We start from the raw sequence: 17,182 nt of genomic DNA on the forward strand, positions 1-17,182 counted from the left end.
AAATAACGGCACCCGCTAAGGTGCCGTTGATTCATTATGCTTCTTCGTTTAAGTCGTTGTTCGAATCTTCACGAACGTCGAACTCAACGTGCCATTTCTGACCGTTGTCAGTGGCAATTGCTTCTAGGTATAGAGTACCAAGCTCAGTAACGCGAGAAGCCAAAGTAACCGGAACCACTTCACCTTCGCGACGGCCTTCAGAAACAGGCAGTGTCACTTGGATTTCAGGAAGCTCATCTAGCTCTTCTGGCGCCCAGTGATCAAGGTGCGTACCGGCTTCATCTTCACGACGAGTTGTTGAACCGAAGAATTGGAAGTGAACAGGCTGACCAATCACTAGACCGAACTCTTGGCTAGGTACTTGAACGTTTGAGCCTTCTTCCATACCAAACGGTGCAACACATAGTGCTTCCATTGGAGGAGCCATACCTGGGATTGCTGGCATCGCGCTTTCGATTCCTACGTAGTAAGAAGATGCAATACCGCCACGGATACGAACGCCTTGACCACGACGTACTGCGCCGTAGTAAGAAGCACCACTTGCAACCGCAAGGTCTAGATCCAAACCTGAAAGTTGCTTCGCAAATTCAGCGTCAGCGTTGATCAACCACTCGTTGATCGTGTCTGAAAGACGATCAGCAAGTAGGTTAGATTTTAGAACACCACCGTTGAACAGGATTGCTGTTGGCTTGATGAAATCAGCCGCTGGCGCTTCTGACCCTTGCGCTTCTGTACCGGGCATACCGGGCATGTTTGCAAACGGATTGAAATCTTGTTGAGCCGTTTCGCTATTTCCAGAAAGCGCGTTCGCTTGCTTAGAAAGGAATGCAGCAATGTGACGAGTGATACCTGCGTCTTGAGCGTAAGGCAGACCCATTTGAGTCAGTGCGCCGCGCGTCTTTTGTACAGGGTGCTCAGTTACAGCAACTTTAGGGAAGAAGCCATCAACCAATGTCTGTTGTACTTCTTGCTGAGTCAGTTCTGTTTTCAGCGTCGCGCCAAGCAGTTTAGAACCACGGCTAGGTACTACGATTGGTACAGATTGCAGTTCAGCATCGTTTAGCAGTGCTTCTTTCGCATCACGACATGCGTGAGTCATTGCTTGAACCTGCCAAGGAGCCAGCTCTTTGCCTTCTTGAGCCAGTTTCATCTTCAAGCGGTAAGCAAGAGCCAAGTCCATGTTGTCGCCGCCCAGTAGGATGTGTTCACCTACTGCGATACGGTTCAGGCTCAGGTTACCGTCGTCTTGCGTTACTTCAACTAACGAAAGGTCGGTAGTACCACCACCGATATCGATAACAAGAACGATGTCACCAACGTTTACTTCATCACGCCATGTGTCGTTGCTGTTATCAATCCAGCTGTAAAGTGCTGCTTGAGGCTCTTCTAACAGCGTTAGATGAGTGAAACCAACATTACGTGCAGCTTCAGCTGTTAGGTCGCGAGCAGCAGGATCAAACGAAGCCGGAACCGTGATCGTAACATCTTGGTCTGCCAGTTTGTGTTCTGGATTAGCGTGGTTCCATGCGTCTTTAAGGTGCTCAAGGTATAGTTCAGTCGTTTTAAGAGGAGATACCTTTTCCACTTCTTCTGGGCTACCTGCAGGAAGGAATGCATCGCGACGGTTTACACCACCGTGGCATAGCCAAGATTTAGCACTTGCTACCAAACGGATAGGGGTTTTAGAACCAAGGTTACGCGCAATTGCACCCACTAGAGCTTTAGGCTCAGAAGACCAAGGAAGAACGCGAGAGCCCGCATTCATTTCATGTTCGTGCGGTTGGTATAGGAACGAGCCAAGTTGGCTGCGAGTTTCTACTGTACCTGGCGCCGTCAGTTGAGGGATTGGCATCACCTCTACACGAGCGTCTTCATTGTTTGTGTCGATGTAAGACAAAACGCAATGTGTAGTACCTAAATCGATACCAACACTGAACTTAGGTGCCTGATGTTGCTCTTGAGAAGATAGTGCTTGTGAATGCTCTTGAGCTGAATGACTTTGGTGTTCCATTATAGCTCCACCTCTGCCGGTGCAATCACAGATGCATCGTAGTTCTCAGCAAGCTTTGGCAGGTTCATATCAGTTGCTTTCCAACCTTTGTGAACCAGTGTGCCGTTGAATGGTGCATTGCCCGTTACGTTGCCTGTTAGGCGAATTTCTTGTGGGTTGAAACCTTCAACAACCGTGATACGAGTTTCTTCATCTTCGTTGCGGATGTGAGAAAGCGTTACGTAATCTGCTAATACTTTTTGGCCGCCAGTGTGAATAACACGTGCCGCTGCGCCCACTTCTTCATCAGAGAATGACGTCAGGTCTTCTTTTAGGAAGTCGATTAAGCGCGCTTCTTGCTGCATGATAGACAGTAATTGCATTGCTGAATCAGTCGGTGCGGTTGCTAGCTTAGATTCAACTTCTACTACTTTTTCGATAACACGTTCAACTTCGACAACTTTCTCTACTTCGACAATTTTCTCAACTGGCTTTTCAACTTCAACGATCTTTTCTACTGGTTTTTCTACAATTTTCTCAACCACTTTGGATTTACGAGAAACAGCAATTAGCAGTAGTAAAACGCTTGATGCAGTTAGGCCTGCGTGAAGCATATCAAACGTTTGTGGAATTAGGTTCAAATCAACGATCATAGTGATTTCTCTTTAAAATTGATTTAACGGTATATTCGTCGGTTCAAAGGAATATACAGATTGGAAAGAAACTCAATGGCACGAAGCCGAAATGGTCACTTTCAAGCTATAAATATGGATGGATACTAGCATATTCAAGGCCTAAGAGTGGTATTTAATGTTTTCAAACAAGTGGTTTTTGAGTGTGTTAGCTTGAAATTTAGTCGAGATTTGGTCGATTGTTAACCTGTGATGTGAGGGCGAAGTAAACTGTGCGCGATTTATGTCATTTTTAGGACGAAAACTTAAATGGAGCGTCATTCCCTTCCGTTATATACTTTTAGTTCATCGAAGCCTAATTGGAACCTTTATGCCACACACTACCGACCCACTAACAGGGTTGAAGAGACGAACGCTCCCACTGGTCGTGTTTTCGATCAGTTTTTTGATTACTGTGTTGTGTTTTATATTAGTCGCACTCAACCAAAACCGTGCGCTAAATATGAATCTGGATAGCTTTGCTACTCACCAGACACTGAGCTTGGAAGCGTTTATCGACAATGATGTGGCTTATATCGGCTCTGGGGCTAATTTTTTCTATTCTAACGAACCTGAAAACTGGGATAAATTTGATCGTTTTGCTCAGCAAACTATAAACGGCTCAAAAAGCTTAATCGGCTTGCAGTGGATGCAAAAAGTGGAGCCGGATGAGATTGCTGAACACACGGCTCAGATGAAAGAAAAGTATCCATCCTATAAGCTGTTCACCATCCCGAAGCATGAAGCAAAAACCTATGGCTACATCTTAGACGGTGAGCCGGCTTTTATTGCGACTGATTTGTATCCCAATACTGCTGCTAACGACAAGGTACTTGGCTTTTACTCTTCTCGTGAGCGATTCAAACGTGTTCTAGAAAACATCAAACAGACCCGCGAAGCGAATATTTCAGACAAGGTACGTCTGATACAAGACGGCCTAGATCAAGATACCCTAAAGAGCGGCATGTTGGTTTATCACCCTGTGTTTGAAGGCGAAAGTGATAACCTACTTGGTGTTGTGATTGGCGTGGTTCGCACAACTTACTACTTTGAGAACCTGTTAGCCTCTGCCGTCGGTGATATGGATGTTTACATTCGTGTTACTGACACGGGATTTGAAGCCGAAGATTCCCCAATTCTATTTGAAACCGCCGGGTATGAAGGTGTGACAGGGCATCACATTACTAAGACCATTGAATTGACCAATCGGGATTGGAAAATTGATTACAAAATAGATTCTTGCATCTCTTTTTATGGTTATCTCGTGTTAACAGGAATCGCGTTGGTTGGTACAACCATTTCATTACTACTTGCTTATATCGTGAATATGCAAATCCGTGAAAAAGAACGTCTATATCAAATGTTGGATGAAAGAACCGAAGAACTTCGCTTCTTAGCTAACCATGACAGCCTTACTGAAGTCTATAATCGACGTGCATTTAACAAGGAGTTAGAAAAGGTCACTGAATCTGGTCAATCGTTTAGTTTGATTGGGTTTGATGTAGATAAATTTAAAGGCATCAACGACCAATTTGGTCACCCCGCGGGTGATGCTTTGTTGATTCATGTGATTCAACTTATCTCCGTTAGCTTGAAGGAGGGCGATTATGTGTTCCGTCTCGGTGGTGATGAATTCAGTATCATTTCCAGCATATCAGACCATGAATCGTTAGCTCGATACCTGGAATGTATTCTTCGTACAGTGAGCCACTCTCATTGTGAGTACAAAGGCCAACAGTTAAATTGTACGTTGAGTATTGGTGCAACTATTCATTCGACAGAAAACATTGAAGAGATACTTCAGAAAACCGACAGTATGCTCTATCAAAGTAAGTTAAATGGTCGAGATCGCGTCACAATTGCAGGCTAAATGAGCACTTAGTGCGACTAGGGTCGAGTTCTTTATTAGGCTCATGTACAATTTCACGAAATTTTTGACGAGAGAATTAGGCGACGTATGAATCACAATCGAGTGGTGTGTTTCGATTTGGAAATGTGCTGTTGGAGCGAAGACGGTGTAGGAACAACAGGTGAGATCATTGAAGTTGGTCTTGCTGAGATTGATCTAGCATCTGGCACTATCGTGAAACGAGCACAATACTACGTTAAGCCAGAGAAAGACGAAGTCTCTCTATTCTGTGCCGAGTTAACGGGCATTACACCTCGAAAAATCGAAAAGCAGGGACGCCCATTAGAGTCTGTCATCAAGTCGATGATTAAAAATTTCGGTGGTCCAAAAAAAATCTATGCAGCGTGGGGACGTGACGACCTCATTTTACACAAAGAGTGTATCGAGAAAGGCATCGAGCCTCCGTTCAGTGAGTTCTTGAATATCGCAACGCTTTATCGAGTTCAGAATCGATTGAAAGACAAACGCATTGGTCACCGCGCCGCTCAAGAAGCGAAAAACATTGAGTGGGAAGGCCGTCAGCACTCTGGTTATGTTGATGCTTATAACTTGGCAAAGCTTGCGCTGACGATGCTGTAGTCATTGCGTTAAACAGGCACTTGGTTAAAAACTTAAAACCAGCCTGATTCTTATGAGTTATTCAAATCAAGAGCCACCTACTTATTAGGTGGTTTTTTTGTACCTGCTATTTGAGGGTAATTACTATCGAAAGAAAACTCATATCAGCGAGTGGTTTATCAATAGTAAATGGCTACATCGCTTATTTAACGAGTGAATAATATTGGTTTTAAATTTAGCTTTTTAATTAATATTAAATCGCAGGTTGTAGCCTTGATTGGGTAGGGCTAGATGATAGCGTTAGCTCACCCAAAACAAGGAGAATAGGATGAAGAACATTATTAAGTATGGAATGGCATTGGGAGCCCTAAGCGTGAGCGCATTGGTTTCGGCACAACCCGTTGTATTGATTAACACTTTTTCAGTCGAGCCAGTCCATGAAGCTGCGACATTAACGTATTGGGAAGATGCGCGAGATGTATTGGTGAAGCAACCCGGATATATATCCACTAAATTGCACCGCTCTTTAAGTTCGGACGCGACATACCGCTTTATCAATGTCGCTGAATGGGAGAGTAAGAAGCAATTCCATGATGCAATACAAGTGATGAGAAAAGAGCTACCACCTTTAAAAGTCGAAGGGGTTTCTGCTGACCCTAACTTGTATGAAATTATTCGCGACTAATTAGGAAACCACATAATGGAAACAATTCAAGGAACCTTTTTAGCTATTTTTAGCTTTCTATTTTCAGCGATTCTATTCTCTAGCTATAGTCATGCTGCGGCATACGGCGTGTCAGTGGCTTGGAAAACCGATGATGCTCAAGCGGTATTTGAGGTGATGCCTCAGCAGAAAAAAGCATTTGCTAACTTGATTGATGCTGGCTTGGTACATGACATGTTCGTGTCTGAAAGCTTTATTGGGGATAAGAAATTTCCGCTCATCAAGTTTGTTATTGAAGCGGACAGTGAACAGCACGTTAGAGAGTTGATTGGTAACTTACCATTTCAATTTAAAGAGCTTGTCGAGGTTACTGAAATCAGAGATATCGGTAATAAGTGGTTAAACACTGATGTGGCATTCAAAAACTACGCAGTGGAACTCGCTTGGAAAGAGCCAGAGAATCAATTCATTGTCGACGAGATTATCAGCCAAGATCTGCAAATGGTTGTTGATTGGAGCGCTCAAGGTGTGATTACTTCTGCTTACTTAAAACACCAAGAAATAGCACAAGAGAAGCCAAACCAAAAAGCGATGATCAGACCAATCTATTCAATGGCGATATTGGCTAAAAACGAAGAACAAGCACGCGAAGTTGCCAATCAGTTGAATGCGGTACGGTTAGGTTTTGCTGAAGTCATGGTTAGTGAATTGGGCTTTAAGTTAGATCTATAAGGAAAAGAGAACTATAGCAAACGAGAGTTATAGATATCATTCGATATCGCTTTGTTAATCTAGGTTCCGTTTATCACGGTTTGGTACAAAGGTGAGTGAGTTTACATTACCAACTCACCTTATTCTTATTTCATCTTGTTACTTGCTGAGCTTATATTTGGCTCAATTATTGGTTAAACTTATCACCATTCTTTTCTATGTATGGTTCGGCATTAGCTCAACCTAACAAATACCTTTTTGATGACCTTTTTATATACGAGCCCCTCACCTAAATGAATGCTAATAGCCCTGAAAAAATCACCTTAGATGATTCGGGTGTAGAGCTTATTAATAATACTCTTACCGATTCGAACTTTAATAAGCGGGTCTCCTTGTCTCCCTCAGAAAGTCTGATCCTTGAACATCTTGTGAAGAATAGCCCGAAGGCCGTTGGTCGAGACTTCTTGCTTGAGCATTGTTGGCCGGGCAGGGTCGTCACGGGAAGCTCGCTCAACGTTGCGGTTAAGAACATTCGCACAGCCTTAAATTCAATCGGGTGTGATTGCAAAATTCTAACGGTTCAAAAGGAAGGATACAGTTTTAGTAAACCTCAACAGCTTAATAGTTATCTATCAAACTCGACTTCTGCTAGTCAAGTTGAAGCACCTCAAATTGAAGTTCCTCTAGCTAAAGATCATAGCGAAACCTCGGTTTCAAGGGGGACTAATACCGAGCGTGACTGCAATGCAGGCGAGCCACTATTAACGCAGCAACAGGAATCACAAAAACGGCGTCAGGTGCAGCGCTTTATTGTTCGTCACAAATCTAGCATCGCCGGAACCATCGTCAGTGTGTTTATTCTTATGCTGTTTTATCAGTTTGCGTTTTTTATGGATAAGACGACCTATCGCGGCATGGATGTTTATCACGACAGTTTGAATTTTGATCAAGCGCTCTTAGCCGAGTTGAATACCGTGTCAGAACTCGGTGTTGATTCGCTCTATCTACATCGCATCGGAGTTGGGTGTCAGAACATTCAAGCTGTTGCGTTGATAAATGGGCGTTGGAAAGAGATGAGCCATCAGTTTAAATCGCTCTCTTGTGATGACGACAATGAAGATGAGCAAGGATAGCCGATATGAATCGTAAGTTTTGGATGCCTATCTTGTTGACGCTTTTTGTGATTCTAAATGTAGGCTTAATTTCTGGGCTCGTAACCAAAAGTACATATAAATTTACCGCGAAATACCCAATGGTAGGCTGGGAAAAGATCTCACTTCGATTGGAAAATGGCCGTGTTAAAATGCAGTACATTGGTTACGACATCGATGGGAATGTGGTTCAAACCAAGCAAATGTTTGGTGTGTTCTTACGTTGGGGGAATCACTACTACTTTTATCAATTGGATCAAGATCAGGCCCAAGATAAACAGACGTTCAATATTAAGCACTTATATATTCAACAAACACAAGGTAAGCGCAGTGTGTTGGTATCAAATCAGCGTGGTCTTTATGTGACGAAAAAGGGCACGCCGTTAGAGCTTAAAGGCATCATGCATGGCGACCGTTTACGCTAATAGATACCATTTACTTTGATAGTTACTGTTTACTCTAATAGTTACTGCTTAATTCAATAGAGAGCATTAACGCGACTAGAAAGCCTTTGGTTAGCTTTTACCGAGGACGTTCAGCTTAGTCTTGATAAAGTCACTGTGGTCGACGTAGAGCAGTTCCGCTGTTTTACGGATCACAGAGTCTTCGATAGGGTCAATTTCCCCGTCGGCGTGCGCCACTTCCCACATAGCTTTGATTAAATCGATTCGCACTGCCTGAGAGAGATCTCTAAGTTGCGATGTAAAGTCATACAGTGATACTGATTGCTCTACTTTTGGTTCTGCTTGTTCTAGCAGTGCCTTTGCTTGTTCTTCATCTAGATCGAGCAAACGTTGCAGAAGCTGCAGCTTAGCGACTCTTTCTGATTCGTTGATTTGATGGTCGGCACCCGCGACTTCACACAACAAACTCGCGACGGCGATATTAGGTGATGTACCTTGGTTTTTGCTTAGGTCCTGGCCTTCAATCAACTGTTTAAACATTGATGTGAGAGAATTGAACATAACGAGCTCCAGTTAAAATTTGTATCGGGTTCCGTAACGCTGATAGTTATAACTATTGGGCCTACAGAGTGTGATCGCAAGTCCCTTTACTTAAAACTGACATTACGGATAAGCCAGCAATAAGGAACACATCCTAGTCCGGTTCCGGAAAACGCGTGACCTTGCCATCGCCGCTCAGGGTGGTAATCGATTGCGGTTTCCCATCGCTGTCTAGCCTCAATTCACCAATCGCACTGCGGTTTGAAAGGCGATAGAAGGTCTGATTGTCAGGGCTTCGCTTTTCGATCTTCAAGCGTTTACGCTTAGTGAAATAGTTCAAGACTGAGCGAGGGCTGTACAACAAACGGTCCCATACATCGCAGAATTTAAGCAGAGGAGCAGGGAATTGATTTTTAATGCCACTACAGGTGATTTGATAGATGTTCGGGCTGTTTCGGCGATATCTCAGCTTGATATCGTAAGCAAATGAGTAGTGAACATCGCCAGAAAGCACCACGAAGTTGGTCGGTGTTTTGGTATGGGTAAAGATGCTGATCAGCGTATTAGCACTGCCCGGGTGTGCCATCCAGTTTTCAGCGTCAATCACTAATGGCTTGCCTATGGTCGTTGCCATCTTTTGCAGTGTTTCAATAAACTTCACGCCAAACATCGGCGCAGCAGAAACGATCACCACTTTATCTTGATGCAGTAACTGATGTTGGAACTCAATCAAGGCTTCCCAGTCCATTAAACCTGAAGGTTTATTCATGCGTGACTCTGAACGCCAACGGCGGGTTCGAGTATCTAACACAATGACTTTGGGTGAAGTGTCTATCGTGTAATGCCACTCTTCAAAGCGATTCAGTATCTCAATGAAGGCTTGATGCTTGTCTGGTTCTATTCGGCTAATAGAGTGAGTAGTCACTGCATTACCGGCTTCATTATGCCTTTCTGTAATGGCACGCACTTGAACAGTAAAAAGCTGTTTTGCTTGCTCGATGAACGCTTCGTTAAAGCTTTCCGGTTTGTTACCCCAACCCTGGCACATCCAGTAGGCGGCAAGGCCATTACCAATCACTTGAGTAGCGAACTGGTTTTGATCGACAGCATGCTCCCAGCCCACGGTAAGGTTCCAATCGTCAGTAACATCGTGATCGTCGAAGATCATGTAAGTCGGAATGTGCGCGAACAGACGTTGTACTTGCGGCAAGCCAGCAATGAAATCATCGATGATGACGCTTTCATCACGCCACTGTTGCTGCTCAGTCGGTGTTAATTGGCGTCCTCCTTGAGTGAAGTTATTCTCAATTAAACGCTCTCGATTGACGCATTGCCACAGTGTTGGAGACCAAACCAACAAGTACATCGCGATAAACTCGGACAGCGTGACCAAGTGGTTTTCACAATCAGTAGAACTAAAAATCGGCATGCCACGATTTGGGAAGAACTTATCGAGCATGGATTCTGAAGCGGTGTGGTGCGGTAAATAGTGATGACGCTGATATAAGTGGTATTCACTGTTATACAGAGCATCACTGCTGTTGATTTTTTTAATTTGCGAGTCAGTCGGTAAGCTCTCACCAACAAGACCAAGCCGTTGAATCACTTGCTGAATAGCATCTAGCGTCGGGCCTGCCACATGGTCGGCATAGATCTGATCGCCGCTCATCATAAGCATATCGGGTCTTTCTACGATGCTTTGATCGGCAATCTTGTTATCGGCTGCGACTAAACTGTCTTTGCTTGGATGATGTGGATTACGACAAGAGCCATGCAAAATGTAATCAGCCGAGGTCGATATCTTAAACTCAACGCGAGATTTACCGTTGTAAACAAGGTGAGGGGCGAGCTCTTTTAGTGAGCCTGATTCTGTGTGAATATCATATTCAAGGGGCGTATTGGTTGGAAACTCACCTTGTAAGCGAATTAGCGTTACCCACGCATGTGTACCGATTTGAATCGAATCATGCTCTTCAAGCGATGAGGTATAAAACGGTTGGTCTTGCTCTACGTTGGAATGGCCGATTTCTCCAACGAGATCTGTTTCGTTAACATATAGCTCAGCTCTGCCTGTAAGAGGCGAGCTGGTGGCTAACCAAAGTACCACTTCAGTCGCGGTGGTTTTTCTTAAAATGGGTCCGGCGAGTAACAGGGGAAGAGATGATGTCGTAGAGGGTTTCAATACGGTACCTAAAATCGTTGGTGGCTAGTCGTCGTGGTGTTCTTTTATTTCCGCTTCATGCGCGTCGAAAACCGATGTTTTCAGTTCTGGCATTTCAGGTTCAATTACTTCGAATTCTGTTGTTTGAGGCTTGCTTATTTCAAGCTCCGATAACTCAGACTTTCTTGCTTCAGACTCAGTTGCTTCAAGTATTTCGATAACTTCCGAGCTAGAAAGTTCATGGCCCATTAGAAATATTGCCAATAAGGCATCGGCTTTTGTCTTGGTATCGGATGTGTCGTCTAACACCTGCTCCAGTTTTTCACGAATCATCGCGATTTCGTGTTCAACAAAACCGCGGCCTTCTTCATCCCCTTGATTGTCTTCAGGGGCATTATCAAATTCAAGGAATAGCATGTCGCCGTCTAGGTTAGTATTCACCAAGCGTTCGGGTAGCCACGCTTCACCCATAACAATATCTGGATCGGAATCTTTGGGTAAGTGGTCTATAATGTTTTGTAATTCTGAGACTTTCACAATACTTTCATTTAACCGAGAATATTCTTTATTGTAACGGTCAATCTCGATCAAACCTAAAAATTGTTGGCTAGAATAGTCAATAAATGTCTAACCAGTACCACAAAACTTATTACAAAGAGTAATTAAACAAGAATGAAGCGCAAATTTTCACCGAAGCTCATCTCGTATGGGACAATTCTACTAAGTAACGCTTTTCTAGCGAACAGCGTGGCGTGGGCTACTGAAGAGCAAGAGTGGGGGATTGCGGCGATGTTTCGTACCGCCAGTATTCCTTACGACACGTCAGGTGGGGACCAAACGGTTAGCTCTTTTGTTCCAATGCTATTTTTCAAGAACGACTATGTGTTTATTGATGGTACTGAGATGGGAGCCTACCTCTATCAAACCGATGACGAGAAATGGTCTTTTAATGCTATCTCTCGCATGCGTTTTATTGATATCCCGGCTTCTGAACAGAATGCAATTGAAGGTGACACTGCGGATTTTGGTGCTCAACTGAGTTACCAACTTGATGGCCCTTGGTCTGTCGAGACGGAATTAATGAGTGACAGTGAATTTAACCTTCACGGTAACTTACGAGCGAAAGCTAAGTATGAAACCGGAGACTGGGAATTTTACCCAAGCGCGACACTTCGTTATAAAAGCGCTTATTTCAACAGCGAGTATTACTCAGCTGGTAATGAAACCATTGGTGCAGGTGTTGATCTGAATGTTGGTGTAGAAGCCCGTTACCATGTGATTTCGAACTTGTACTTATTGGGTTCAACCAGTGTGACTCGACTGGATGATAACGCTTATGACTCTTCTATTATCGAAGATCGTTACCAAGGCGAGCTTTACCTTGGTTTTGGTTTCTTCAACGACAAAACAAAAGCGCCTAAGCCTAAGTTAAGTAACGCACCTTATTTACGAGTCGCGCACGGTTGGGCAACGCCGTCGAATATCGGCGACATCATGAAATTCAACACCGAGAAAGACGAGTACAATAACCAACTTACATCATTCTTTTATGGCCACCCTTTAACTGATGAGATCTTTGGCTTGCCGTTGGATATCTACTTAACGCCAGGTATCGCTCACCATTGGAGTTCAGAGGTTCAATCCAGTAGTACGGAATACATCATTGCGATTAAAGCGTACTACACCTTTAACTGGCCAACGCAGTGGCGATTCGGTGTTGCAGAGGGTATGTCTTATATAGATTCGATTACTTACATCGAAGGTTCTGAAATGGATCGTAAGGGCTACACGGCAAGTCACTTGTTAAACTACTTGGACTTCTCATTTGATGTGAATGTCGGTGACCTTATCGGCAAGAATGACCTCAACAATTTATGGTTTGGTTACTCATTGCATCACCGCTCGGCGATCTTCGAAAATGCGTCCCAGTTTGGACGTATCAAAGGTGGCAGTAACTACAACACGGTTTACTTCCAATACGAGTTCTAAACCATTATTTCGACAATATAAAAAATGCTGCTCTCAATGAGCGGCATTTTTTTATTATCAAAGAAAACAGAGATAATCACTATTTGCCACTGCTAATCAATTATTCGAAAGTCACTTTAACTGAAATCTAATATATGGGTTTATTCTGATTATCTAATATTTCCTGCCTGCTTTTTGGATTTTACTACTATTTGATTATTTAACTTTCTTTCATTATTCGTTAACTTTTTTATATTATTTACAATGACTTATATTATGTTGCCATCCTGGATTTTTATGATGCTCTAACTGTGTTTGTTATCTGTTAATCGATTGTTAATTGCTGTGCTGGTCACGTTAATTATTTAATTGCCTCTATATGATGAGCTCGAATTTATATAACAACAACGTCAGCTAGGAAGAATAATGAAAGCATATGTATTTGATGGAAAAGACAGCGCGAAATTGGAAGAACGTCCAATCCCTACAATTGAGAAGCAAAGCGATGTCATCGTAAGAATCGAGAAAACCACAATTTGTGGTACGGATTTACATATATTAAGAAACAACGTTGCGACATTTAAGCCAGGCACAATCATGGGCCATGAAGGGGTTGGTATCGTTGAAGAGTGCGGTGAGTTGGTGAGTAAGTTTAAGCCAGGCGATCGCGTGATCGTGTCATGTATTACTTCATGTGGTAGCTGCAAAATGTGTCAAGTGTCTAAATTTGGTCAATGTTTAGATGGTGGCTGGCTACTTGGTAATGAAATTGATGGCTGCCAAGCGGAATACGTTCGAGTTCCTTATGGTGATACAAGTCTGCACCTTGTTCCTGATGACATCGATACAGACTCTCTGGTTCTATTGAGCGACATTTTTCCAACAGGTTACGAAGTGGGTGTATTAGATGGGCAGGTTCAGCCGGGTTGCTCCGTTGCCGTTATTGGTTGTGGACCTGTTGGCCTTGCGGCCCTAATGACCTCTAAGTTCTTCACTCCAAGCGAAATCTATGCAATCGATACTAACCCTCATCGACTGCAAGTGGCTAAAGAGCTAGGCGCGACTCATGCTATCGATAACTCAGATGGTAGTGCCGTGCAGCAAATCCTCGATATGACCGACGATGTGGGTGTGGATGTGGTGATTGAAGCTATCGGTATTCCTGCTGGTTGGGATATGTCTCAGAAGTTGGTGTGTCCAGGGGGCAATATTGCAGTACTTGGTGTTCACGGAAAATCTGCAACGATTAACCTAGAAGACATGTGGAAACGAAACTTCACTATGACAGCTGGCATGGTTCATACCAACACAACGCCAATGTTAATCAAGCAAATTAGAGCGGGTTATTTGGAACCTCAAAAACTGATTAGTCACCAGTTTAATTTAACAGAGTCAGAAGAAGCTTATTCAACATTTATCCATGCTTCAGACCACAAGTCGTTGAAAGTCATCATTTCTAACGATTGTTCATAAACAGCGAATTGTTGAGGTTAGCTTGATTAGTAAACCATTTAAAATACTCGTGATAGGTTTAATCGTGAACCTATCGATCGGTATCCTATATGTATGGGGCGTTTTCAGTGAACCTTTGGCTGAGGCGCTAGGTGTTGATCCTAAGGACGTAGATGGGCCTTATCAGACTTCCGTGTTCGCATTTTCGGTAAGTCTATTTTTGGCTGGGGTATGGCAAGACAAAATAGGACCAAGGAAGGTCACAATACTTGGTGTGTTTCTTGTCGGGGCGGGGCTTTTAGCGTCCGGTTATGCCTCAACATTAGCGGAATTGCAGGTTACCTTTGGGTGCATGGTCGGTGCGGGGATGGGTTTTGCCTATGCCTGTATAGGCCCATGCACCATGAAGTGGTGGCCAGAGAACAGAAAAGGGTTGGTTAGTGGCTTAACCGCTGGTGGGTTTGCGATGGCGGCACTGTATTTGGCTCCGTTATCGACCGTTCTCATCGAACACCATGGCATCTTAGATACGTTCAAGATCCTTGGTGTCGGTCTACTCTTCATGATCCCGATGGCGTCACTGTTGGTGAATCCACCCAAAGGATATGTTTCAGAAATTCCCGGAGGAAAGGCTGCAGGATATGGATCAGACATAAACATCCAGTGGCTAGATATGCTGAAAACACCACAATTTTACCAGATATGGTTAATGTTCATGGTGTCATCAGCAGCAGGCATCATGCTTATCGGCTCTATTGGCAACGTCAGTAAATCGATAGGATTAACCGCTGAAGAAATTGCGTTGGGTATCATTTTATTAGCGATTTTTAATACCGCAGGGCGAGTCATTGGCGGCGTTGTATTCGACAGGATAGGGCGCGTTCATACTCTGGGCTTAATATTCATGTTGCAAGCGGTCAATATGGTGTTTTTTACAACCATTGAAACCACGATTCCTCTCATGATCGGGATCTTCGCAGGCGCTATGTCTTATGGTGCGTTATTCGGTGTTTTCCCTCCAGTAACAGCGGTGGATTATGGTTTGAAGACGTACGGAACCAACTTTGGAATACTCTATTCAGCATGGGGTGTGTCAGGGTTCTTCGGAGGAATACTCGCCTCGGTAGCGGGGACGGCTGAAAACACCTATTTGGCTTACGCTGCGCTTTTGGTTTCGATTACCGTAATGAATTACTTAATGAAACCCGTTGATAAGTCTGTGCTATTAAAAGACGAAGTTAATCTGGAATACTAAACACGAGACCAGTGAAGCCTTATTGCCTTCAAAGTCTCTACCAGTAACGTGTTTTCACCTAATGTTGGCTTGGGCAATCTAAGCCAACATTTTTTATACTCTGTTCACGTGGTAAGAATACTGTCACCGGAGTGAATCGCTCGCGATGTATTAGCCATGTTCGTTCACTCTCTTCCTAGTTGCCGCCTCTTCATATCCATGTAATTCGCTACTTGTTCATTCTGTGAGACTGGCTAGAACATGCTAGTCCTCTCACATGTTTCAGCTTAAATGCTTAAAGGTTTAAGCGGTAAGTTTCGATCTGACAATCCCATAATCACAAAAGGTAAATGACCACATTGCTGACAATGTTACTCAGATGGGAATATCCGTTGTGAAACGTTTATACACAAAGGTCGATACGAGAAATGATAAAAAAAAGCCTTTTAGCCACCTGTACCCTTATGGCTAGCATGTCTGCGTTCGCTGATGTCACTATCACTGAACTTACCGTTAACCCGCAACTCTACCCGGTAGGGTTTGAAGAACATTTACAGAGAAATTTGGACTTCTTTGTTGATGGCGTAGGTGTAGATCAAAAAGCCAAAGTTCCATACGACACGATTTTTGTCGATAAAGATGGCCAGATTGAACACGCGTATTACGTCAATACTACAGAGATTGGTCTTTACCTAAACGTACTGGTTGAAGCACACAAAAATGGCAATGCCGATGCGTTAGTGCGTATTAATGAAACCTTGGATGCGCTAGCAAGTGCTCCGACTTGGAAAGGACTATTTTACTGGCCTTATGACATCGAGGGTGATCAACTTAAACCGAATAAAGATGGCATCGTTCCTGCGGTAGATAACGCCAACCTAGCCTTTGCTCTTGCGGGTGTGGCGGGTGCTTATCTGGATTCAAAACAAGCCGATGAAAAGCAAGTCATCGCTAAGGTTGAATCTATTCTTAACAGCCAAACCGACGGCTGGGCCGAACTCTATGATGAGAGCCGCGGGCTACTTTACTCGGGCTGGTCAACAACCAAGCAAGCGCCACTGACTTACCATATTGATCGTAAAGCCAATGAAAGCCGACTCGCGCCAATCTGGGCTCACCTGATCACTCAAGACTCAGAAAACACAGTGCCAAAAACTGCGTTTAACAACATGGAGTTATACACGCAAGATTACTACCTAGATGGCAAGAAATACTCTCCGATGCTGACTTGGGATGGTGCGTATTTCCAAGGCATGCTTTCGATGATTTGGTTGGAAGAACGCTCATTGATCCCAGATTTCTCGATGATCGAAGATATGACAGAGATCCAAAAGTACCACGCTATCAAGCATCAAATTCCTTTCGTGTCGTCCGCAGCAACGGTTGACGATGGTTATGCGGCATTCGGTGTCCCAGAGCTATCAGAATCTAAAGTTCGTTTTAACAATACTGATATCGCTGGTGGTGATACCGGTACACCTCATGCGCTAGCGCTTTCTTACATGGTGAATCCATTTGAAGCCGTAAAACTGTTGAACACAGTGATCGACTACTACCCACAACTTGAAACGCCATATGGCTGGTATGACGCGATAAACGGCAAAGGTGAAACCTCGACGAAAATTCTGTCTCTAGACCAAGGTATGTTTGTCGGCGCCTTCCTTTCACCGGCTATCAACCAAGATGTGCGTAAGTACCTAGAAAGCAAAAATTACTACGCCGCCATTGTTGATATGTATGAAACCTTTGAACCAAATAATAAATAGACA

General features: G+C 43.7%; 15 protein-coding genes. 10 read left to right on the forward strand and 5 right to left on the reverse strand.

Annotated features, from left to right (window positions below):
• Positions 1 to 34: 34 nt before the first annotated feature.
• Both QQ041_RS12230 and QQ041_RS12235 read right to left on the reverse strand, forming a co-directional pair.
• Positions 35 to 2,011 (reverse strand): Hsp70 family protein, encoded by a 1,977-nt coding sequence (locus QQ041_RS12230; protein ID WP_285954032.1) that lies wholly within the window; start codon positions 2,009 to 2,011, stop codon positions 35 to 37.
• Complete coding sequence (locus QQ041_RS12235) at positions 2,011 to 2,643, reverse strand: DUF2760 domain-containing protein (RefSeq protein WP_285954033.1); 633 nt, start codon at positions 2,641 to 2,643, stop codon at positions 2,011 to 2,013. The genes QQ041_RS12230 and QQ041_RS12235 overlap by 1 nt, the downstream gene beginning before the upstream one ends.
• Before the next feature lie 349 nt (positions 2,644 to 2,992).
• On the opposite strand from QQ041_RS12235, the gene QQ041_RS12240 reads away from it, so the two are divergent.
• The 6 genes from QQ041_RS12240 (at position 2,993) to QQ041_RS12265 (ending at position 8,079) form a co-directional block, all read left to right on the forward strand.
• Entirely contained in the window at positions 2,993 to 4,531 is a 1,539-nt protein-coding gene (locus tag QQ041_RS12240) for a sensor domain-containing diguanylate cyclase (protein ID WP_285954034.1), read from the forward strand.
• Between the two features lie 87 nt (positions 4,532 to 4,618).
• Positions 4,619 to 5,149, forward strand: coding sequence for a 3'-5' exonuclease (locus tag QQ041_RS12245; protein ID WP_102321043.1), 531 nt, complete (start codon positions 4,619 to 4,621; stop codon positions 5,147 to 5,149).
• A 307-nt stretch (positions 5,150 to 5,456) separates the two neighbouring features.
• On the forward strand, positions 5,457 to 5,813 hold the full coding sequence (locus QQ041_RS12250) for an antibiotic biosynthesis monooxygenase (protein ID WP_285954035.1): 357 nt from the start codon (positions 5,457 to 5,459) through the stop codon (positions 5,811 to 5,813).
• 15 nt (positions 5,814 to 5,828) lie between these two features.
• Positions 5,829 to 6,524: a hypothetical protein gene (locus QQ041_RS12255; RefSeq protein WP_285954036.1), complete on the forward strand. Its 696-nt coding sequence runs from the start codon at positions 5,829 to 5,831 to the stop codon at positions 6,522 to 6,524.
• 272 nt (positions 6,525 to 6,796) lie between these two features.
• On the forward strand, positions 6,797 to 7,636 hold the full coding sequence (locus tag QQ041_RS12260) for a winged helix-turn-helix domain-containing protein (protein WP_285954037.1): 840 nt from the start codon (positions 6,797 to 6,799) through the stop codon (positions 7,634 to 7,636).
• A gap of 5 nt (positions 7,637 to 7,641) precedes the next feature.
• Positions 7,642 to 8,079, forward strand: coding sequence for a hypothetical protein (locus QQ041_RS12265; RefSeq protein WP_285954038.1), 438 nt, complete (start codon positions 7,642 to 7,644; stop codon positions 8,077 to 8,079).
• Between the two features lie 90 nt (positions 8,080 to 8,169).
• Here QQ041_RS12265 and QQ041_RS12270 read toward each other — a convergent pair whose 3' ends face one another.
• The 3 genes from QQ041_RS12270 to QQ041_RS12280 all read right to left on the reverse strand — a co-directional run bounded on the left by QQ041_RS12270 (position 8,170) and on the right by QQ041_RS12280 (position 11,350).
• Positions 8,170 to 8,619 (reverse strand): TerB family tellurite resistance protein, encoded by a 450-nt coding sequence (locus QQ041_RS12270; protein ID WP_285954039.1) that lies wholly within the window; start codon positions 8,617 to 8,619, stop codon positions 8,170 to 8,172.
• A gap of 133 nt (positions 8,620 to 8,752) precedes the next feature.
• Entirely contained in the window at positions 8,753 to 10,780 is a 2,028-nt protein-coding gene (locus QQ041_RS12275; protein WP_285954040.1) for an alkaline phosphatase D family protein, read from the reverse strand.
• Between the two features lie 24 nt (positions 10,781 to 10,804).
• Positions 10,805 to 11,350 (reverse strand): hypothetical protein, encoded by a 546-nt coding sequence (locus tag QQ041_RS12280; RefSeq protein WP_285954041.1) that lies wholly within the window; start codon positions 11,348 to 11,350, stop codon positions 10,805 to 10,807.
• 81 nt (positions 11,351 to 11,431) lie between these two features.
• On the opposite strand from QQ041_RS12280, the gene QQ041_RS12285 reads away from it, so the two are divergent.
• The 4 genes from QQ041_RS12285 (at position 11,432) to QQ041_RS12300 (ending at position 17,179) form a co-directional block, all read left to right on the forward strand.
• A complete protein-coding gene (locus QQ041_RS12285; RefSeq protein ID WP_285954042.1) occupies positions 11,432 to 12,748 on the forward strand; it encodes a MipA/OmpV family protein in 1,317 nt (438 codons plus the stop codon).
• 405 nt (positions 12,749 to 13,153) lie between these two features.
• A complete protein-coding gene (locus tag QQ041_RS12290) occupies positions 13,154 to 14,200 on the forward strand; it encodes an alcohol dehydrogenase catalytic domain-containing protein (protein WP_008222112.1) in 1,047 nt (348 codons plus the stop codon).
• Between the two features lie 22 nt (positions 14,201 to 14,222).
• Positions 14,223 to 15,434 (forward strand): OFA family MFS transporter, encoded by a 1,212-nt coding sequence (locus QQ041_RS12295; RefSeq protein ID WP_285954043.1) that lies wholly within the window; start codon positions 14,223 to 14,225, stop codon positions 15,432 to 15,434.
• Positions 15,435 to 15,841: 407 nt separating this feature from the next.
• Positions 15,842 to 17,179: a hypothetical protein gene (locus tag QQ041_RS12300; RefSeq protein ID WP_186728056.1), complete on the forward strand. Its 1,338-nt coding sequence runs from the start codon at positions 15,842 to 15,844 to the stop codon at positions 17,177 to 17,179.
• The last annotated feature ends 3 nt before the right edge of the window (positions 17,180 to 17,182 follow it).

This window comes from Vibrio sp. TMPB1044 (genome assembly GCF_030442075.1).
GTDB lineage: Bacteria > Pseudomonadota > Gammaproteobacteria > Enterobacterales > Vibrionaceae > Vibrio > Vibrio satsumensis.

Bases quoted from the DNA above. Each gene is read 5' to 3' on its own strand.
- QQ041_RS12285 (WP_285954042.1), top strand. From the start codon at position 11,432: ATGAAGCGCAAATTTTCACCGAAGCTCATCTCGTATGGGACAATTCTA.
- QQ041_RS12245 (WP_102321043.1), top strand. From the start codon at position 4,619: ATGAATCACAATCGAGTGGTGTGTTTCGATTTGGAAATGTGCTGTTGG.
- QQ041_RS12265 (WP_285954038.1), top strand. From the start codon at position 7,642: ATGAATCGTAAGTTTTGGATGCCTATCTTGTTGACGCTTTTTGTGATT.
- QQ041_RS12240 (WP_285954034.1), top strand. From the start codon at position 2,993: ATGCCACACACTACCGACCCACTAACAGGGTTGAAGAGACGAACGCTC.
- QQ041_RS12270 (WP_285954039.1), bottom strand. From the start codon at position 8,619: ATGTTCAATTCTCTCACATCAATGTTTAAACAGTTGATTGAAGGCCAG.
- QQ041_RS12300 (WP_186728056.1), top strand. From the start codon at position 15,842: ATGATAAAAAAAAGCCTTTTAGCCACCTGTACCCTTATGGCTAGCATG.
- QQ041_RS12255 (WP_285954036.1), top strand. From the start codon at position 5,829: ATGGAAACAATTCAAGGAACCTTTTTAGCTATTTTTAGCTTTCTATTT.
- QQ041_RS12260 (WP_285954037.1), top strand. From the start codon at position 6,797: ATGAATGCTAATAGCCCTGAAAAAATCACCTTAGATGATTCGGGTGTA.
- QQ041_RS12290 (WP_008222112.1), top strand. From the start codon at position 13,154: ATGAAAGCATATGTATTTGATGGAAAAGACAGCGCGAAATTGGAAGAA.
- QQ041_RS12235 (WP_285954033.1), bottom strand. From the start codon at position 2,643: ATGATCGTTGATTTGAACCTAATTCCACAAACGTTTGATATGCTTCAC.
- QQ041_RS12250 (WP_285954035.1), top strand. From the start codon at position 5,457: ATGAAGAACATTATTAAGTATGGAATGGCATTGGGAGCCCTAAGCGTG.
- QQ041_RS12230 (WP_285954032.1), bottom strand. From the start codon at position 2,011: ATGGAACACCAAAGTCATTCAGCTCAAGAGCATTCACAAGCACTATCT.